General features: G+C 35.6%; 17 protein-coding genes and 1 tRNA gene. 8 read left to right on the top strand and 10 right to left on the bottom strand.

Annotation, left to right across the window (positions count from 1 at the left end; genetic code table 11):
* The first annotated feature begins 889 nt into the window (after positions 1–889).
* From rplU to metK, 4 genes are all read left to right on the top strand, one after another.
* Entirely contained in the window at positions 890–1,192 is a 303-nt protein-coding gene (rplU, locus tag ABWU47_RS03270; RefSeq protein ID WP_006279565.1) for a 50S ribosomal protein L21, read from the top strand.
* Positions 1,193–1,202: 10 nt separating this feature from the next.
* The gene (gene rpmA, locus ABWU47_RS03275) at positions 1,203–1,472 is read left to right on the top strand and encodes a 50S ribosomal protein L27 (RefSeq protein ID WP_006279564.1); all 270 of its coding nucleotides are present in this window, start codon (positions 1,203–1,205) and stop codon (positions 1,470–1,472) included.
* 9 nt (positions 1,473–1,481) lie between these two features.
* A tRNA-Ile gene (locus ABWU47_RS03280) sits at positions 1,482–1,558 on the top strand.
* Between the two features lie 57 nt (positions 1,559–1,615).
* A complete protein-coding gene (gene metK, locus ABWU47_RS03285; protein ID WP_353285758.1) occupies positions 1,616–2,788 on the top strand; it encodes a methionine adenosyltransferase in 1,173 nt (390 codons plus the stop codon).
* A gap of 217 nt (positions 2,789–3,005) precedes the next feature.
* On the opposite strand, the gene ABWU47_RS03290 is transcribed toward metK, so the two are convergent.
* Positions 3,006–4,017, bottom strand: a protein-coding gene (locus ABWU47_RS03290; RefSeq protein WP_410530061.1) for an IS630 family transposase whose coding sequence is annotated in 2 segments (ribosomal slippage) — positions 3,006–3,536 and positions 3,538–4,017 — 1,011 coding nt in all. Because the reading frame shifts where the segments join, the coding sequence is not laid out codon by codon here.
* Positions 4,018–4,209: 192 nt separating this feature from the next.
* Between ABWU47_RS03290 and ABWU47_RS03295 the strand changes: the two genes are divergently transcribed.
* From ABWU47_RS03295 to ABWU47_RS03305, 3 genes are all read left to right on the top strand, one after another.
* Positions 4,210–4,994, top strand: a protein-coding gene (locus tag ABWU47_RS03295; RefSeq protein WP_238513981.1) for an IS5 family transposase whose coding sequence is annotated in 2 segments (ribosomal slippage) — positions 4,210–4,531 and positions 4,531–4,994 — 786 coding nt in all. Because the reading frame shifts where the segments join, the coding sequence is not laid out codon by codon here.
* A gap of 87 nt (positions 4,995–5,081) precedes the next feature.
* Positions 5,082–5,243 (top strand): DDE-type integrase/transposase/recombinase, encoded by a 162-nt coding sequence (locus ABWU47_RS03300; RefSeq protein ID WP_010082071.1) that lies wholly within the window; start codon positions 5,082–5,084, stop codon positions 5,241–5,243.
* Positions 5,236–5,400, top strand: coding sequence for an IS3 family transposase (locus tag ABWU47_RS03305; RefSeq protein ID WP_353285729.1), 165 nt, complete (start codon positions 5,236–5,238; stop codon positions 5,398–5,400). The genes ABWU47_RS03300 and ABWU47_RS03305 overlap by 8 nt, the downstream gene beginning before the upstream one ends.
* Before the next feature lie 294 nt (positions 5,401–5,694).
* Here the strand turns inward: ABWU47_RS03305 and ABWU47_RS03310 are convergent, their stop codons facing one another.
* From ABWU47_RS03310 to mutS, 7 genes are all read right to left on the bottom strand, one after another.
* The gene (locus ABWU47_RS03310; protein WP_077188554.1) at positions 5,695–7,098 is read right to left on the bottom strand and encodes an NAD(P)H-dependent flavin oxidoreductase; all 1,404 of its coding nucleotides are present in this window, start codon (positions 7,096–7,098) and stop codon (positions 5,695–5,697) included.
* Between the two features lie 253 nt (positions 7,099–7,351).
* Complete coding sequence (locus ABWU47_RS03315) at positions 7,352–7,987, bottom strand: transposase (protein WP_353285731.1); 636 nt, start codon at positions 7,985–7,987, stop codon at positions 7,352–7,354.
* Positions 7,971–8,300, bottom strand: a complete 330-nt coding sequence (locus tag ABWU47_RS03320) for a transposase (RefSeq protein ID WP_049973609.1) — start codon at positions 8,298–8,300, stop codon at positions 7,971–7,973. Before ABWU47_RS03320 ends, ABWU47_RS03315 begins: the two co-directional genes overlap by 17 nt.
* A 223-nt stretch (positions 8,301–8,523) precedes the next feature.
* The gene (gene coaE, locus ABWU47_RS03325) at positions 8,524–9,111 is read right to left on the bottom strand and encodes a dephospho-CoA kinase (protein ID WP_006280338.1); all 588 of its coding nucleotides are present in this window, start codon (positions 9,109–9,111) and stop codon (positions 8,524–8,526) included.
* A gap of 311 nt (positions 9,112–9,422) precedes the next feature.
* Positions 9,423–10,601 (bottom strand): ribonuclease D, encoded by a 1,179-nt coding sequence (locus tag ABWU47_RS03330; protein ID WP_006279667.1) that lies wholly within the window; start codon positions 10,599–10,601, stop codon positions 9,423–9,425.
* 77 nt (positions 10,602–10,678) lie between these two features.
* Positions 10,679–10,831, bottom strand: a complete 153-nt coding sequence (locus ABWU47_RS03335; protein WP_338482739.1) for a hypothetical protein — start codon at positions 10,829–10,831, stop codon at positions 10,679–10,681.
* A gap of 945 nt (positions 10,832–11,776) precedes the next feature.
* Positions 11,777–14,272 (bottom strand): DNA mismatch repair protein MutS, encoded by a 2,496-nt coding sequence (gene mutS, locus ABWU47_RS03340; protein WP_353285759.1) that lies wholly within the window; start codon positions 14,270–14,272, stop codon positions 11,777–11,779.
* Positions 14,273–14,438: 166 nt separating this feature from the next.
* Between mutS and ABWU47_RS03345 the strand changes: the two genes are divergently transcribed.
* Positions 14,439–14,591 carry a hypothetical protein gene (locus ABWU47_RS03345; RefSeq protein ID WP_353285760.1) on the top strand — a complete coding sequence of 51 codons (153 nt, stop codon included), beginning with the start codon at positions 14,439–14,441 and terminating at the stop codon, positions 14,589–14,591.
* 291 nt (positions 14,592–14,882) lie between these two features.
* On the opposite strand, the gene ABWU47_RS03350 is transcribed toward ABWU47_RS03345, so the two are convergent.
* Entirely contained in the window at positions 14,883–15,698 is an 816-nt protein-coding gene (locus tag ABWU47_RS03350; RefSeq protein WP_077188556.1) for an ankyrin repeat domain-containing protein, read from the bottom strand.
* Between the two features lie 185 nt (positions 15,699–15,883).
* The gene (locus ABWU47_RS03355) at positions 15,884–16,066 is read right to left on the bottom strand and encodes a hypothetical protein (protein WP_006279522.1); all 183 of its coding nucleotides are present in this window, start codon (positions 16,064–16,066) and stop codon (positions 15,884–15,886) included.
* Positions 16,067–16,360 lie beyond the last annotated feature (294 nt).

Consider the following 16,360-nt stretch of genomic DNA (forward strand, 5'->3'; position numbering starts at 1 on the left):
GGGTCCTTTGTCTTTTTTTCTGCTTAGTAAATTTCTTAAACACTTGCAGCGTAGGTTAGTTGCAATTAAAAGCAGCTGAATTTCGCTTGTCAAGCGTTTAAAACATAAAAAACGCCAATATTTTAAAGCGGATAATAACCCCAGGGTTTCTTTTGCCTTTTTTTTTATTTGGTAAATTCCTTAATATTTATGGCTAAACGACAATCGTCATCCCAGCGGGATCTAGAGATACCGCGGCGGTATGACGGTGTAGATAGTATCCCGCTACGTGTTAGCGGGATCTATGTTAAGGTATGACGGTTAAGTAAGGGATCTATGTTAAGAGATACCGCGGCGGTATGACGGTGTAGATAGTATCCCGCTACGCGTTAGCGGGATCTATGTTAAGGTATGACGGTTAAGTAAGGGATCTATGTTAAGAGATACCGCGGCGGTATGACGGTGTAGATAGTATCCCGCTGCTTGTTAGCGGGATCTATGTTAAGGTATGACGGTTAAGTAAGGGATCTATGTTAAGAGATACCGCGAATGAATCGCGGTATGACGGTTAAGTAGGGTGTCATCCTAGTGCTCCTTTTTTTGTCATCCGAGTAGCTGACACTTGGATGACATCGTCATAAAGGAACCAGTGTCAAGCTACTCGGATGACAGGAGAAGGGGCTACTTGCATGACGGTGTCGGTAAACTTAGAGCTATAATAACTATTTGCCTTTTTTCTGCTTAGGTTATGCAAGAAGTCTACTGTCTGAGAAAAGGTAGATAAAAGATGAAAACAGATAGAAGTATTTTAGTAGCTCAAAAAGAACGTTAAGTCATGCTTTTTATTTATATTGACAGCGTATATGACATCGTTTACGATTAAAGTTAATAACAATAATTTATATTTATCATGTTTGCAGTAATTGAGACTGGTGGAAAGCAATATTTAGTAAAAGAAGGTAGTATAATAAAGGTAGAGAAGTTAGAAGCTGAAGAAAAAAAAGAGGTGGAAATCAATAAGGTGATTTGTATTTCAAATAATGGCTTATCTTATTCATCTAATGCTACTGTTAAAGCTGAAGTGTTGGAGCAGTGCAGGGGGGAAAAAATTATAATCTTTAAGAAGAAAAGAAGAAAAAATTACCGTAGGAAAACTGGTCATAGGCAGTATATAACTGTTCTTCGTATAAATGAAATTAGTCTTCAAAAGTAAGAGGTAAGATATGGCAACTAAAAAATCAGGTGGTAGTTCCTGTAATGGTAGAGATTCAGCGGGTCGTAGGTTAGGAATAAAGAAGAATGGGAAGGTTATTCCTGGTAACATAATTGTGCGCCAAAGAGGCACAAAATTCCATCCTGGGAAGAATGTTGGTATAGGTAAAGATCATACGATTTTTGCTAAAATAGAAGGCTGGGTCAGCTTTAGAAGATCAGCAAATAAAAAGACTTTTATTGATATCGTGCCTACAGATAATATGAAAGCTTCAGCTTGAATAAATCATGGGTCTGTAGCTCAGGTGGTTAGAGCGCACGCCTGATAAGCGTGAGGTCGGAGGTTCAACTCTTCCCAGACCCACCATTTAGTAGTTACTAACTGTGTTTTCTATAGCGGTTTTGGTATTGTATAAGCAAAAACATGAGTTTATATAAAAATTTAGTAACCAGTGAATCAGTGGCGGCTGGTCATCCAGATAAAGTAGCAGATCAAATTTCAGATGCAATACTTGATGAGTACCTTTTTACTGATCCTTTTGCGCGAGCTGCAATAGAGACTTTAGTCACCAAAGATAACGTTATTATAGCTGGGGAAGTGTTTGGGCCTAACATCAAAAATAGCAGGATTGAAAGTATTGTACGGAATACAATAAAAGATATTGGTTACAAGCACGATGGGTTCCACTGGAGAAAAGTGAAAGTAAATATATTGCTGCATGAGCAATCAAATGACATTGCAATAGGGTTGGATCAAGGTGCTGGAGATCAGGGCATAATGTATGGCTATGAAACAACAGAGACAGAAAACCTTATGCCGGCACCCATTTTTTATGCACACTCGATTCTGAAAAATATCATGAGCGCAGTTAAAGAAGCAAAACTTGGTCCAGATGCAAAGTCACAAATCACTTTGGCATATGAGAATAACCTCCCGGTACGTGCTGAAAGTATTATTGTCTCAATACAGCACCCTGAGGATTTGGATCAATCAAAAGTAAAAGAAATAATTTACCCTTACATAGTTTCATCTTTACCTGAAGGATGGATGTGTTCTGAGGAAAATCTCTTAGTCAATCCAACTGGTAGATTTGTTATTGGTGGACCGGTTAGTGATTGTGGATTAACCGGACGAAAAATTATGGTTGATACTTATGGAGGTTATATTCCACACGGTGGAGGAGCGTTTTCCGGAAAAGATGCAACCAAAGTTGATAGATCTGCGGCTTATATGGCAAGATATCTTGCTAAAAATATTGTCTTTGCAGGTTTGGCTGAACGTTGTCTTGTGCAACTTTCTTATGCAATTGGTGTATCAAAACCTACTTCATTCTATATTGATACATTTGGTGCGAATAAGGTAGAGGAAAGAGTAATTAAAAAGTTTATCGAGAATAATATAGATTTATCAACAAAAGGCATAATCAAGCATTTATCGCTTAATTGCCCTATATATAAACGTACAGCCTGTTATGGACATTTTGGTAAAGAGTCAGAAAGTGACGGTGGATTTTCTTGGGAAAGCATAAACTTGTCTGCTGATCTTCGTAGAGAATTCAATATAGAAGGTAATAGTAAAATTTCTTTAGATTGCTAAAATTTTTGATTTACAGCCCCATATTTATATACTAGCTTATTGTTAAAGCATAGCACGCTTTTTCATAATAATTATACCGCATTAGTAATAATTTTTATATTCAATTTTTATTGTGAGGCTTATAAAGTGTATAACGAAATAGAAGGAGAACTGTACAACGTAATTGTAAGAGGTTGTCCGGAAACAAGTAAAAGGCTATAATATCTGATACCAATTCTCATTGTTGTCCAGTCAAATAGGAAACATTGCAGAGTTGTTTAATTGTGGAGCTGGCAAGAGAAGTAATAAATTTGCACAAAGCACCCTCAAGTAGAGCAATTGTATCGTATATTTTATTGCGCAAAATGTTCTGTTTTATATATAACCAAAGCCTCTCAACAGGATTTAGCTCAGGTGAGTATGGAGGTAGGTATATAATGTCGATATTTTTAGGTACCTTTAAATTTTTTGACCTATGCCAACTAGCACAGTCCATAACGAGAAAAGCCTCTCGTGTTTCTAGATATTGCGAAATTTGCTCAAGAAATATGTTCATGCAATCAGTGTTGACATTTGGTGCAAATAAGCTAGAACTCTCTCCATTTCTAGGATTAACTGCACTATAGAGATAGAAATTTTGCCTACCTAATTTTGTTTTAACCTGTGTTCTAATCCCCTTTTTAAACCACCCATGTCCAACTTTTGAATGTGTGCCAAACCGTGATTCATCAAAGAAAAATAGCTCTTTTTCTGGATACTTGCTAATAGCTCAATTGAGATTTTTTTTTGAATTCCTCTTGTTTGCTTTTATCTTGTCCATTATGAACTGGTCTTGGTGTAATATATGAGAATTTCATCTTTTGCATATGGCGGTGTACTGTAGATTTGCTGATATTTAATCCGAACTTTTCCTGGATTCTTATTCTCATTTCTTTAATGGTGATATTAGGATTTTCTTCTATCCACTCTTCAATTTGCTGTAGTTGAGCCTGATTTAATTTAGTTTTTCTACGACGTTGTGAAGGAGCAAACAGTTTTTCTTCTCTGCCAATTTTCAAGAGTTTTACCCACGAAGTTAGTGCGCTTCTTGAAATGCAATATATTTTTGCTACAGCCGTTATACTGTACTTTTTTGCTGCAATTACAGCATTTAGTTTTTTTGAAACATATGCATTATTCCTTACTTTCTTCAGCATTTCTTTTGCTGATTCTACTACTTTTTCATCCAATAATTTTGATCTTAATGCCATTTAAACCTCGCTATTTTACTTACTTCAGTATGGCTTTTCTTCCATCATTGTCCATCTGTTTGCCCTGTAATGGGAATTGGTATTAGAGGTTGTCCGGAAACAAGTAAAAGGCTATAATATCTGAAATTTTAGTACGGGGTAAAGATGAGAAAAAAGTATCCAACAGATCTAAGCGAAAGGGAATAGGCAAGAATAGAAAAACACTTCAGAGTATCATACAAGAAAGGAGGAAGGCCGCCAAAGTATAGCAAAAGAGAAATATTAGAAGCAATTTTCTATGTATTGCGTACAGGGTGTCAATGGCGGTATTTACCAAATGATTTTCCGCTATGGAAGACTGTGTATGAGCAGTTCAGGCAATGGAAGAAGCAGGGAATTTTTGAGAAAATGAATTATGAAATTACAAAATATAGTAGAAGAAAAATAGGAAGGAATGAGCAGCCGAGTGCCTGTATAGTAGATAGTCAATCTGTAAAGACTACAGAAAAGGGGGGATCAAAGGCTATGATGGAAGTAAAAAAGTAAAGGGTAGAAAAAGGCATATAATTACAGACACTCAGGGTTTTATACTAGGTTGTTACGTAGGCGCTGCTAACGAAAATGATAGAGATGGTATTAAAATAGCATTAAACAATATGAGAACAAAATATACTAAAGTTAAAAAAATGTGGGCTGACATGGGATACCAAGGAAGAAATTTAAAGAATCACATAAAGGAAGAATATGACATAGATATTGAAATTGTTACAAGGCCTCCATGTAGATTTTGGGTGCACAAAGATACGCCACCTGAGCTACTACCAACAAGAGAACAAGGGTTTAAAGTACAGCCAAGAAGATGGGTTGTAGAAAGGACTTTTGCTTGGGTTAATAGGAATAGAAGGCTATCGAAGGAGTATGATTTACTCACAACATCCACTGAGAATTTCATATACCTAGCTATGAGTAGGGTTATGTTAAAGAGGGAATATGCTTGAATTTACTTGTTTCCGGACAACCTCTTACATCAAAACCAAGGAGGGATGGCTATATTTGGCAGCAATAATTCTCACGTATGGTAGTTAATGAGTAGTGCAATAAATAAACAATTGGTTATGAACTCTTTATTAATGGCCATTAATAGGCGTAAACCTGTTAAAAATCTACTGCTGCACAGTGACCAAGGTTCACAATATACTGCGCAAGGGTATCAATATCTCTTAGCTGTAAAGAATATAGATGAGTAATAAAGGCTGTTGTTACGACAATTCTGTTGCAGAAAGCTTCTTTAGCTCATTGAAAAGAGGAATACTTATTGATACTTCACAACACTCTGCTCAACAAACTAGAACTGCAATATTTGAATACATAGAAATTTTTTATAACAAACAACGTCACTATTAACTATTGCATTCCAGAACAATTTGATGCATCATTCTTTTTGTAAAAAACATTCCACACTTTCTCTCCACTTTTTCTGGGTAAGGTCAGTTAAATCCAGCTTAGGGTCGAGAAACTTAGATAAAGCCATAGTAAAAATACTGAGAAAAGATTAATAATTATACACTATTCTATACAAATATTCAATCTTTTTTGATATTCGTTCAAGTGTGGCAGAAGAACTTATTCAAATAAAGTAGGTAGTAAAATATAAACATTTTATAAAGTGAAAAATGGACTTTTCAGGCCACTGCTGACTCAATACCCAGTCAATATCCTTTCCACCAGTTCTTTTACTGCCGGTACGTAGCCATTCTCATAAAATGGATCTTGCTTAAATTTGTACACATTGTGCCCGGAAAACATGAGTTCGTTCTCAATATCACCATCGTGTATAACGTTTTGCAGTGTTTTTTGTATGCAAAAACTACGCGGATCTGGCTTTCGTCCTGTTGAATGGTCACCATGATCTTTCCAATTGCTAAACAAACAATGACTTAAGCATCCCATACAATTGATTTGATCTTGTCTTATCTCTGCAAACCTGCCTGGCGTCACAAAAATAACAGTTGTATCTGGAGTTTTCATTGCTTCTGTATACCCTGCTTTAGTCCATGTATTTGCCAGTTCTTTGTCTTTTGCAGTAAGGTAGATCTTTCTACCTCTGCTACCCATTGCAAATTCATTATTAAATTCTTCGCTAGCATTTTCTGAAAACTTTATTTGACGTGAATTCCGTTCCTGCAACTCACGTATGAAGTTATTTTTTACTGCAGATGAGTAAAACCCTGTTGGACTGAATTTATTTAAAAATACATCACCTTCTTCTAAAGTGAGTAGCTTCTTTTTCCACTCTGCAGAAATTGGGCTTTCTTTCGTCAAAAGTGGACGAGTGCCAAACTGAAAAGCTATTGGTCCAATTTGCAGATTGTCAAACCAATGTTCCCAATCTTTCAAATGCCACACTCCTCCTGCTATAACAATTGGTGTTTCTGAAAGACCGATCTCGTTCATGAAAGATCTAAGCTCTGCAACTCTTTCAAATGGAGCCTGTGGTAGCTCTGGGTCTTCACTGTTACTCAGTCCATTGTGCCCTCCAGCAAGCCATGGATCTTCATACACTACTCCACCAAGCAAATAGGAAGATATTCTTTGGTAAGCACGCTTCCATAATGCTTTAAAAGCACGCACCGATGAGATAATAGGGTAATAATAAACCTGATATTTAGCTGCAATTTCTCCAAGCCTATAAGGCATACCAGCACCGCAGGTAATACCATGAATCAAACCTTTCGCTCCTTCTAATATGCCATGAAGCACGCGTTCTGCTGCTCCCATCTCCCAAAGTACATTCATGTGTATTCTTCCATGACCTTTTGATATTTCATTTGCTATTCTTGCCTGACTAATTCCAGCTTCAATACTATACTCAATCAATTCACTATGCTTTTCATTTCTTGTTTTGCCTTTATAAATTAGTGGCACTAACTCGCCATTATCATCAATAAGCTTAGCATTTGCACCAGAAAATGTACCCACAGCATCTGCTGCAGCAAATGCTCCGCTTGATCTTCCATCACTAACTGCAATGCCTTTGCCGCCCTCGATGATTGGCCACACTTCCTTTCCTGAAATTACTATCTTTTTTATCTTATTTTTCAAAACTTCCTCGCAATCTTTCACTCTATTTTACTTAATTACTAAAAAAATGATAGCTGTTTATTTTTTCTTGTATCATTAAAGCTTCTGTAGCTACTCATGCTGTTGTAGTTTGAGAGCAGTTCCCATCGGAAGGGTGTCATTCCAGTGCCAAGCACTGGGATCCAGCCTTTATTATTTGGTTGAAATTAAGTCTTCTGGATCCCAGTGGGCTTTGTTGCATCGCTCTTCGGATAGTAGGTAACGTACAATAAATTCATGAAGCTATCTCAAACTTAGCCATGCCTATTTCAGTAAATTTGTTAAGCAAATAACACTTGAGTAGCAGTTCCTTCTCACGATTAATTTCAGATTTGCTCCTAAAACTAAACCCAAATATTCGCTTCAACCTTGAGAAAAATCCTTCAATATACGATCTTTTTCCGTAATTTACTTCTTCTTTCCATCTTTTTATACCATTCTCACCATGTAATTTCATTAACTGAATAGCGGCATTTCTATCAAGCATATAATCCAATTTTGGATGCTCTGCTGCGTTGTTTTTCGGAGGAATTTTCGTTTTTATACCATATTGATTACACAGCTTATAGAGCTTTTCTCTGTCATATGCCCTATCTGCATATAGTACTTTTATGACATACTGAAAATCGACTTCTTTTAGCAAATCACAAGCTCCATAGTGATCAGAGTAGACACCGTTACTGTATTTTACAGCTATGGCTTTTTTGCTGTTTGTATTCAACATTACATGCAATTTTCTTGTCTGTTCATAGCTGCGATACTTTCTATCTTCGCTATTTTCTTTGCTATGACCAGGAGTGTTGTTGTATATACTAATTCCTGTACTGTCTATAGCAATTTCGATATCTTCCGTATTATTTTCTGCAATCATTGATCTTAATATTGAGTTTCTTAAACCTTCTTGATGATTGTGAATAGCTGATAACTTGCAAATTTTTCCCAATTTGCTCAAGGTATCCTGCTATAAACCCAACTGTTTGCCTCAGGCCTATTCTAAATAAACAAGTTATTATGTGCACCAAAATTACAACTTTATCGCTATAAATATTGTTGCCACCTGGTATTTTTGGACCATTCTCGTACCACTTTTCTATGGCTTCGTTGGTATAATGAAAAATATTTCCTCTTTTTTCTAGAAATTTGTTATATTCGCTATGGTTACTGACCCTCATTTTTTGTGGCATATTTTTTCTTTCAAGGTTAAATGGCTATTTTATAATGAATTTTGTCAGTAGCCACCAGATTTTTCAGTTGCTATGCAACAAAGCCATCCCAGTGTCAAGCACTGGGATGACACCATAGGGGGCTACTTGGATGGCAGGGGAGGGAGGCTGCTGGGATCCTGACAACCGTCATCCCGCTGCTTGTTAGCGGGATCTAGAGATACCGCGGCGGTATGACGTAGAGCTACGTGTTTAGGTTTAATGAATCCACTATATCTTTTACTTGAGAAAAAACATACTCTTTGCTTACACTGGTATCGATAATAAAGTCACTCATCTTCCTTTTCTCCTCAATAGATAACTGAACATCGGAGATTAGATTAAGCTTTTCTTTATCTATGTTGCGTTCGTTAAGTCTTTGAGCTTGCACAACGCTATCTGCATGAACAAAAACAATAAGGTCGCAATATAAATAAAATTTTGTTTCTAATAGAAGTGGCACATCTAAGACTAAAAGTTTTCTATCGATCTTTTTTTCCTTGGCAATAAAAAATTCTAATTCACGCAGCACAGCAGAGTGAACCAAAGATTGAAATTGTTTCCAATTTTCATCGTAGGCTAAGAAATATTTAGACAGTACTGTTCTATCTATTTCACCATTTACTACCACTCCAGGAAAATTTTTCTCTGCATAACTTATTATGCTTTTATCCACTTTATAAAGTTGGTGTACAACAGAATCAGCATCAAATACAACAGCACCAAACTCTTGAAAGCAATTAGCTACAAAGCTCTTTCCTACCCCAATTCCGCCTGTTAGACTTATAATCATATAACAAAATACATTCGACTTCTTTTGAAACTATAGCTAAGGTTTCTCTATATATATTAACTAGATTTTCTAGATCCCAGTGTCAAGCACATAACTATACGAACATTGCAATTTGTAGGTGGTGTCATCCCAGTCTGGGATCTAGCTTTTTGGTAATTTTATCGAAAATGTTTGCTCGTTTACAATCAATTTTCCTGGATCGAAGTAGTCAAGGCACTGGGATGACACCCTACTTAACCGTCATACCGCCGCGGTATCTCTTAGCCGCTAACACGTAGCGGGATGACGATTGTCGATAAATCTAAGTTACTTTAGCAACAGTTATTCTCCACTAAATTACTCTGAATTTTGGTTATATTATTTGCGGATTTCACTGCTGAAATCTCAAATTTTGAGCTTGTGTTCAAAAATGATTCAACTGACCTGCCAAAAAAATCATATCTCCACCCCTTGAATAATTTATCTGTCTGTCCAGATATTGACCCGGTTAACTCATCTTTTGAAGAAACTAATTTCCTTGATATGTTACTTTCTTTACATTTACTATCTAAAATAATTGAGAGTATATCAAGTACAGATTTATCATAATTACTCGATAAGGTGTTGTTTTGCTGCATCCAATTTCTCTCATTTTCATTAAAAATATTCACAAACTCTAGTAAATCCGCATCTTTTATATTTTTTGTATTCCTCTTGAGATCATCTAAAATCTCATCAACATGCTCTACATTTTTTTCAATAAAATCAGCTATTACAGCATTATTGATTATTTTATTACGGTTCATATTATAGCGCTGTGCTAAGGTTTCTTGCCACTCACTAACTGCTTTAACAGTTAGTATCAATCTTGGATTTACTTCATAATTAAATTTAATCCTCTTCCATGCATCTTTTGGGCTATGTAAATACTTATTTATATCAACTATTGATTCCATCTCTTCTTGAAACCAACCCATCCTATTATTTTCTTCAAGTTTATTGCACAATATTTGGTATAGGTCATATAGGTGTACCACGTCGTTTACTGCATAATCTAACTGATCTTCGGACAACGGACGCCTTAACCAATCTGAATTTTTAGCTTTAATTTTATCCAGTGCTATTCCTTGATATTGCTCCACTACTTTTGAGTAACCAATAAAGTCATGATAATAATGACAAAACATAGCAGCAACTTGGGTATCAAAAATGGGAGTGGGAATACATTTAAACACAGTGAGTAAGGATTCTATATCCTGCCGGCAGCTATGAAACACTTTGGTTATCCCCTGATTTAGCATTATTTTCTTAATGAATGATAAATCAATTTCTGGCACTAATGCGTCTACAATAAAACTCTTCTCTCCGTAAGAAATTTGAATTAACGATAATTTTGGGTAGTAGATTAAATTATTTCTAATGAACTCCGTGTCAACTGCTATAAATTTTGGCTTTTTTGCTATCAACCCCTCACATATGTCCTCCAGCTCCGACGTTGTATTAATTAACATATGTTTTTTATTCAGTGGTTCTACTTTACCACTTATATTAAATTTTTGCAATTAATGACTTCTTGCAGAACTTTCTATCACTCATTGGCATCACACAAATAGCCTTTTCCATCCCAATCCCAGTGCTTCCTTCTCCTGTCATCCAAGTAGCTGACACTGGGATCTAGAAGACTTAATTTCAACCAAGTGGCTGCATAATAAAGGCTGGATTCCAGTGGGCTTTGTTGCATCGCTAGCTATGATGGATTAAAGATAAAAAAGATAGGGAATATCAGTAGCTTATTATTCTGGTATTTATAACAAGAACGGTCAATGAATACCTAAATTTGAGTAAAAGAAATTTCACTACCATTTACCAATCCGGCTAAAATTCAAGAATTTCAATGCTTTAGCTATTTTCAATAGAATTAAATTTATTAATATAAATAACAAATTACTATTCTTAAATTTGATCAGATTGATTGCAAAAAAACAATATTTTCAATAGGTTGCTTATAATCCTAACCATAGTTAGCCTTTCATAAGTAGCGATGCAACAAAGCCATTCCAGTGCCAAGCACTGGAATGACAGCACTCTACGTCATACCGCCGCGAACTGTCATAACGCCGCGGTATCTCTAGATCCCGCTGCGGGATGACGATTGTCGTTTAGCTATAAATATTAAGAAATTTACCGAATAAAAAAAAAGGCAAAAGAAGCCCTGGGGTTATTATCCGCTTTAAAATATTGGCGTTTTTTATGTTTTAAACGCTTGACAAGCAAGATTAAGCTGCTTTTAATTGCAACTAACTTACGCTGCAAATGTTTAAGAAATTTACTAAGCAGAAAAAAAGACAAAGAATCCCCGAGTTAGCTAGTCTTTTACTATCTCTGTCGAGTATTGGCATTTTTTGATGTCTTGTAACGCTTTATAAGCGCGTTCAGCTTATTTAGATAAAAATCTAGATGTAGATGAAGTTTTGTAAAGACATACAGTATCTATATACTGCAAAAAATTGAACATAAGACGCCGATACATTAAGTAATCCTTACCTTTTAATCCGCAGATTGGCGAAAGCAAATACAATAGCTTCACTATCATGATAAGGGCGCTGGCGAAGGGTGTCAAGTAAGTTTTTCGTTTCTATAGCTACTACCACGATTGTATAGGTAATTCTTCACTCATAATAATGATTCAAGCCTTCAGCTCCTCAAACACTTCACTTGCTCTATTTAAAACAGAATCAGGAAAACCAGCAAGTTTTGCTACATGTATTCCATATGACTCATCTGCAATGCCTTCAATGACTTCATGTAGAAAAATAACCTCTCCGTTCCACTCTCTTATTTTTACACAAAAACATTTCACGTTCTTCAAGTATTTGCTTACTTTAGTTAATTCATGATAATGAGTTGCAAAAATGGCGCGGCACTTATTTACATTGTGAATATGTTCAATCACCGCCTGTGCAATAGATAATCCATCATACACCCCTGTGCCCCTACCAATTTCATCAAGTATCACCAAGGAACGGTCCGTTGCCTGATTTACTATCGTTGCTGTTTCGATCATCTCTACCATGAAGGTAGAATAACCAGCTGTTATATTATCCGTTGCGCCAACCCTGCTGAATATCTTGTCAATCACTCCAATATGTGCACTCTCTGCTGGCACAAATGACCCCATGTGAGCTAAAATTGCAATGAGAGCGTTTTGCCTCAAGAAAGTGCTTTTTCCAGCCATATTAGGACCAGTAATTAGATGTATACCAGCTAAATTGATGCTATTTGCAATGAATTTATCGTTAACTTCAACCACTGGATGTCTTCCGCTACAGATATTGAACTCTTTGCTGTCATCAATAATGGGTTTTACGTAATTATTTTGCACTGCAAGCTCTGCAAATGCGGTTCTAATATCAAGTTTTGCCAAAGCATTTGCAGCAAGAGCAATTTTTTCAGACTCTTTAGCAACTTCACTACACAGTTCACTAAAAATTTTCATTTCTAAGCCGATTGCAGCATCACGTGCCGTAAGAATTTTATTTTCTAGTTCTTTCAATTCATTAGTAGTGTAGCGCATGCTATTTGCTAAGCTTTGCCTATGAATAAATATATCCGAAGTTATTTTGTGATTTGCCGACACTTCAACGTAATAACCAAGTATGTTGTTGTGTAATATTTTGAGTGCGGCAATGCCAGTTAGGTCGCGATAAGATTCACGGAGTTTGGTTATTAGTTTATTACTATTATTTAATATGTAGGATAACTCAGATAATTCTGAGTTGTATTTTGAGTGAATAAATCCTCCTTCTTTCACGGAACTGAGGTTATTATCGAGTATAGCACTATTTAACAGTTCAAATAGGTCTTTATGATTGCCAAGGCTTTTATGTATTGTGCTTAGTTCACTCTCGTCTGATTTTACTGTTATTCCAGCGCGTGACGCTGGCTGGATCTCAGTTTGGATGACATATTGTTGTGGGAGAGATCCATTTTCACCTGATTCAATTTTACATAAGAACTCAGACAACTCTAAAGTTTTTCCTAGGCCTATTTTTAATAGGTTCATATCCTTTGGTGAACCACGCCCTAGTATTAAGCGCGATAAAGACCTTTCAATATCCGGAATGTTAGATAATATCTCTCGTATTTTTTTGCGTGAATCATGATTATTTACAAAAAATTGAGCGGTACTGAGCCTTAGGTTAATCGCCTTAGAACAAGCAAGGGGTGAAGCGAGCATTTGTTTGAGCAGGCGTCCACCAGAAGCTGTAACTGTATGATCAATAACTGAAATTAGTGAACCTTTCTTTTCACCAAATTGAGTTGAAAACAACTCAAGATTTCTCCTTGCTGAAGCATCAATAAGCATGAAATTTTGTTGCTTATAGGTTTTTGGGAATTCAAGCCTTGGAATGGAGCCCCTTTGCGTTACTCTGACATATTCAAGCAGTGCACCACACGCCATGATTTCTACTTTGCTGAAATTTCCTATACTCCCAAGTTCCCTGATTTTATAAAACTCGCATAACGTTCTGTGAGATTTACTATACTCAAAAAAGCTCTGTGCGTGTTGCGTAATTGATATTTTATAATTTTTTAAAACCGATCTAATTTTTTCATCCTCAGTGAATTTTTCAGAAATTAATAATTCTCTTGGTGATATACGCAATAAATCACTATCTAGAGCTTTCAAACTCGTTAAAGTGTGAAAAAATTTTCCCGTCGATAATTCAAGCCAACTAATAGCATATTCGTCATTTTGTTCAACTATGGACGCGAGATAATTATTGCTTTTATCCTCCAGTAGTGAATCTTCTATAATTGTACCTGGAGTTACAACTCGCACTACATCACGTTTTACTATGGATTTATAGCCCCTCTTTTTTGCTTCATCAGCAGTTTCTAATTGGTCACAGATTGCTACTTTGAATCCTAAATCTATTAGCTTGTGTAGGTAAGATTCACTACTGTGTGCTGGCACTCCACACATTGGTATTTCTTGCCCACACGAATTACCTCTCTTAGTGAGCACTATATTCAGCAATTTCGCAGCTTTAATAGCATCATCGAAAAACAACTCATAAAAATCTCCTAGCCTATAAAATAGCAGATGATCCTTGTATTGAGCTTTCAGGTTCAAATACTGCTCCATCACAGGGGTGTTTTTTTCTTTTACGAAGCTCATAATATTTTTTAATATATTGTATTGATAAACGTTATTATAGATTATATTGTACATGTGGATAATATAAAATTTAAATAGGTGTATAGAGGGGAAAATTTAAAACAATTAAATTTCTTGGATCCAAGTAGTCAGGACACTTGGATGACATAAAGAGTAGGAGTATTTGATGACAAAAAAACAAAAAACGCAGTTGTCATTCCAGCACGTGACGCTGGAATGGCTTTGTTGCATCGCTACTTATGAAAGGCTAACTATAATTAGGATTATAAGCAACTTATTGAAAATCTTGTTTTTTTGCAATCAATCTGATCAAATTTAAGAATAGTAATTTGTTATTTATATTAATAAATTTAATTCTATTGAAAATAGCTAAAGCATTGAAATTCTTGAATTTTAGCCGGATTAGTGAGTGGTAGTGAAATTTCTTTTACTCAAATTTAGGTATTCACTGACCGTTCTTGTTGTAAATACCAGAATAATAAGCTACTGATATTCTCCACCTTTTTTATCTTTAATCCATCATAGCTAGCGATGCAACAAAGCCCGCTGGAATCCAGAATATCCTAATTACAAGGTTTATTATTTAGTTTGAAAAATACTATAGCTTTTTCTATATAAGTTGTTGCCCTTCTTTATCATTTTTACCATTTGCAGCACCAACAGATATTTCAGAGCTAACAGAGCTAACAGTGCTAATAGTTTTTTCTATCGCTTTAGCCTGTTCATAGTCTTGACTCAAAAAATACATGGCCAGTCCAACAGCTATACTAGCAACAAGAACAGATGCTATCATTACACCTAGTATCATACCACCAGAAAGACTTACTGCAACATACACACCAGCTCCAAGTACAACACCAAGAAAACCACCAATTATTACGCCAGGCACTAAACTGCCTATCATAGCGCTTTCTTTTTTCGTATGAGCTTGTTTTTTCATACTTTTAATAAGCACTTCTTTTGTTTTTCCTTGAGCTAAATCTGAAGGAATTTTATTATCCGCGTTTTGTATCAAAGGATTTGCACTATATGTAACAAGAAGGGTGGTTATTTCTTCAGTTTTATTACCTATAACTGCATGATGTAGTAATGTATTTCCCTCTTCATCTTTAAAGTTTATATGAGTACGAAATTCTTCATCTAGATTTCTTATTGGGTTGTTTTTTGCATATATCCCAGATTGTATTGCTCTATCTAAGCATTGTATCACTTGTTCTAGTGATTGCTCGCCAGGATTTTGTATAAAATGAAGCAGAATTTCGTGTACTATCGCTTCCTTTGTAGTTTTTGGGCATCGTAAAGCGTAATTAAATGTCTGTGTAGTAATAACTTCTTCTTTTCTTTTTTTAAGAACAACCCTTAAATCTTCAATCGCCTTTTCACCATCTTTTATTCCAAGAATTATTGAATCCAAATTATTTATCATGCTATCCTCCTTGGTTTGATTGCATTACTCATTAATAAATAATATAATAAATCCTGCTAAAAGTCAAGCAATTAATTAATAAGTTAATATAATCCTCCAAAAGGAGCTCCTTACTTTTTGTTCAGCATGTCCATTGGATCAGACTCTTTAAGCTTGCTGTTTGCTGAATTTATTCATCACAATAGCTACAATGTGCTATCGAAGTTCTCTGTAATCTTAGTTGGTTCTTCTAGAATATTCAAAATATCAGTTGCACAATAAACCCGATCTCTCTTTCCTTGAGAAGTTTGTGAAACGATGCCTAAATCTTCAAGCTTTACGATTGCTCTTTGGGCTGTTGTAAATACGACACCTAAGTTTTCAACCACTTTCCTTATAGTAAAGTAAGGGTTTAAAGACTATTAACTAAATCATTGTCCCATTCAAATTTTGGTGGCAAGGGGCTTGGTATAAATGCCTGATAACCAGCGAATACTTTGCCTGATGGTGATCCTTTAATATACATTCATTCAACCGAGCACACTATTTTTATAGTATATATTATTTTCAAATAAAGTCAAAAATGAAAATAAGGCTTTATCTTATTTGCGTGCATGAAAATAAGAAACTCTCTTATTATTGATTTTGCTCAAAAACGAAAATAGAAGAAGCTGCTGAACTTT

Origin of the sequence: Wolbachia endosymbiont (group A) of Gastracanthus pulcherrimus, from assembly GCF_964028265.1 — a bacterium.
Taxonomy (GTDB): Bacteria; Pseudomonadota; Alphaproteobacteria; order Rickettsiales; family Anaplasmataceae; genus Wolbachia; species Wolbachia pipientis.

Excerpts from the sequence above, each read along its gene's own strand:
- ABWU47_RS03320 (WP_049973609.1), bottom strand. The coding sequence starts at position 8,300 with ATGCCACAAAAAATGAGGGTCAGTAACCATAGCGAATATAACAAATTT.
- ABWU47_RS03345 (WP_353285760.1), top strand. The coding sequence starts at position 14,439 with ATGACAAAAAAACAAAAAACGCAGTTGTCATTCCAGCACGTGACGCTG.
- ABWU47_RS03300 (WP_010082071.1), top strand. The coding sequence starts at position 5,082 with ATGAGTAGTGCAATAAATAAACAATTGGTTATGAACTCTTTATTAATG.
- coaE (WP_006280338.1), bottom strand. The coding sequence starts at position 9,111 with ATGATTATAAGTCTAACAGGCGGAATTGGGGTAGGAAAGAGCTTTGTA.
- ABWU47_RS03315 (WP_353285731.1), bottom strand. The coding sequence starts at position 7,987 with ATGATTGCAGAAAATAATACGGAAGATATCGAAATTGCTATAGACAGT.
- ABWU47_RS03350 (WP_077188556.1), bottom strand. The coding sequence starts at position 15,698 with ATGATAAATAATTTGGATTCAATAATTCTTGGAATAAAAGATGGTGAA.
- mutS (WP_353285759.1), bottom strand. The coding sequence starts at position 14,272 with ATGAGCTTCGTAAAAGAAAAAAACACCCCTGTGATGGAGCAGTATTTG.
- ABWU47_RS03335 (WP_338482739.1), bottom strand. The coding sequence starts at position 10,831 with ATGCAACAAAGCCCACTGGAATCCAGCCTTTATTATGCAGCCACTTGG.
- ABWU47_RS03305 (WP_353285729.1), top strand. The coding sequence starts at position 5,236 with ATGAGTAATAAAGGCTGTTGTTACGACAATTCTGTTGCAGAAAGCTTC.
- metK (WP_353285758.1), top strand. The coding sequence starts at position 1,616 with ATGAGTTTATATAAAAATTTAGTAACCAGTGAATCAGTGGCGGCTGGT.
- rplU (WP_006279565.1), top strand. The coding sequence starts at position 890 with ATGTTTGCAGTAATTGAGACTGGTGGAAAGCAATATTTAGTAAAAGAA.
- rpmA (WP_006279564.1), top strand. The coding sequence starts at position 1,203 with ATGGCAACTAAAAAATCAGGTGGTAGTTCCTGTAATGGTAGAGATTCA.
- ABWU47_RS03330 (WP_006279667.1), bottom strand. The coding sequence starts at position 10,601 with ATGTTAATTAATACAACGTCGGAGCTGGAGGACATATGTGAGGGGTTG.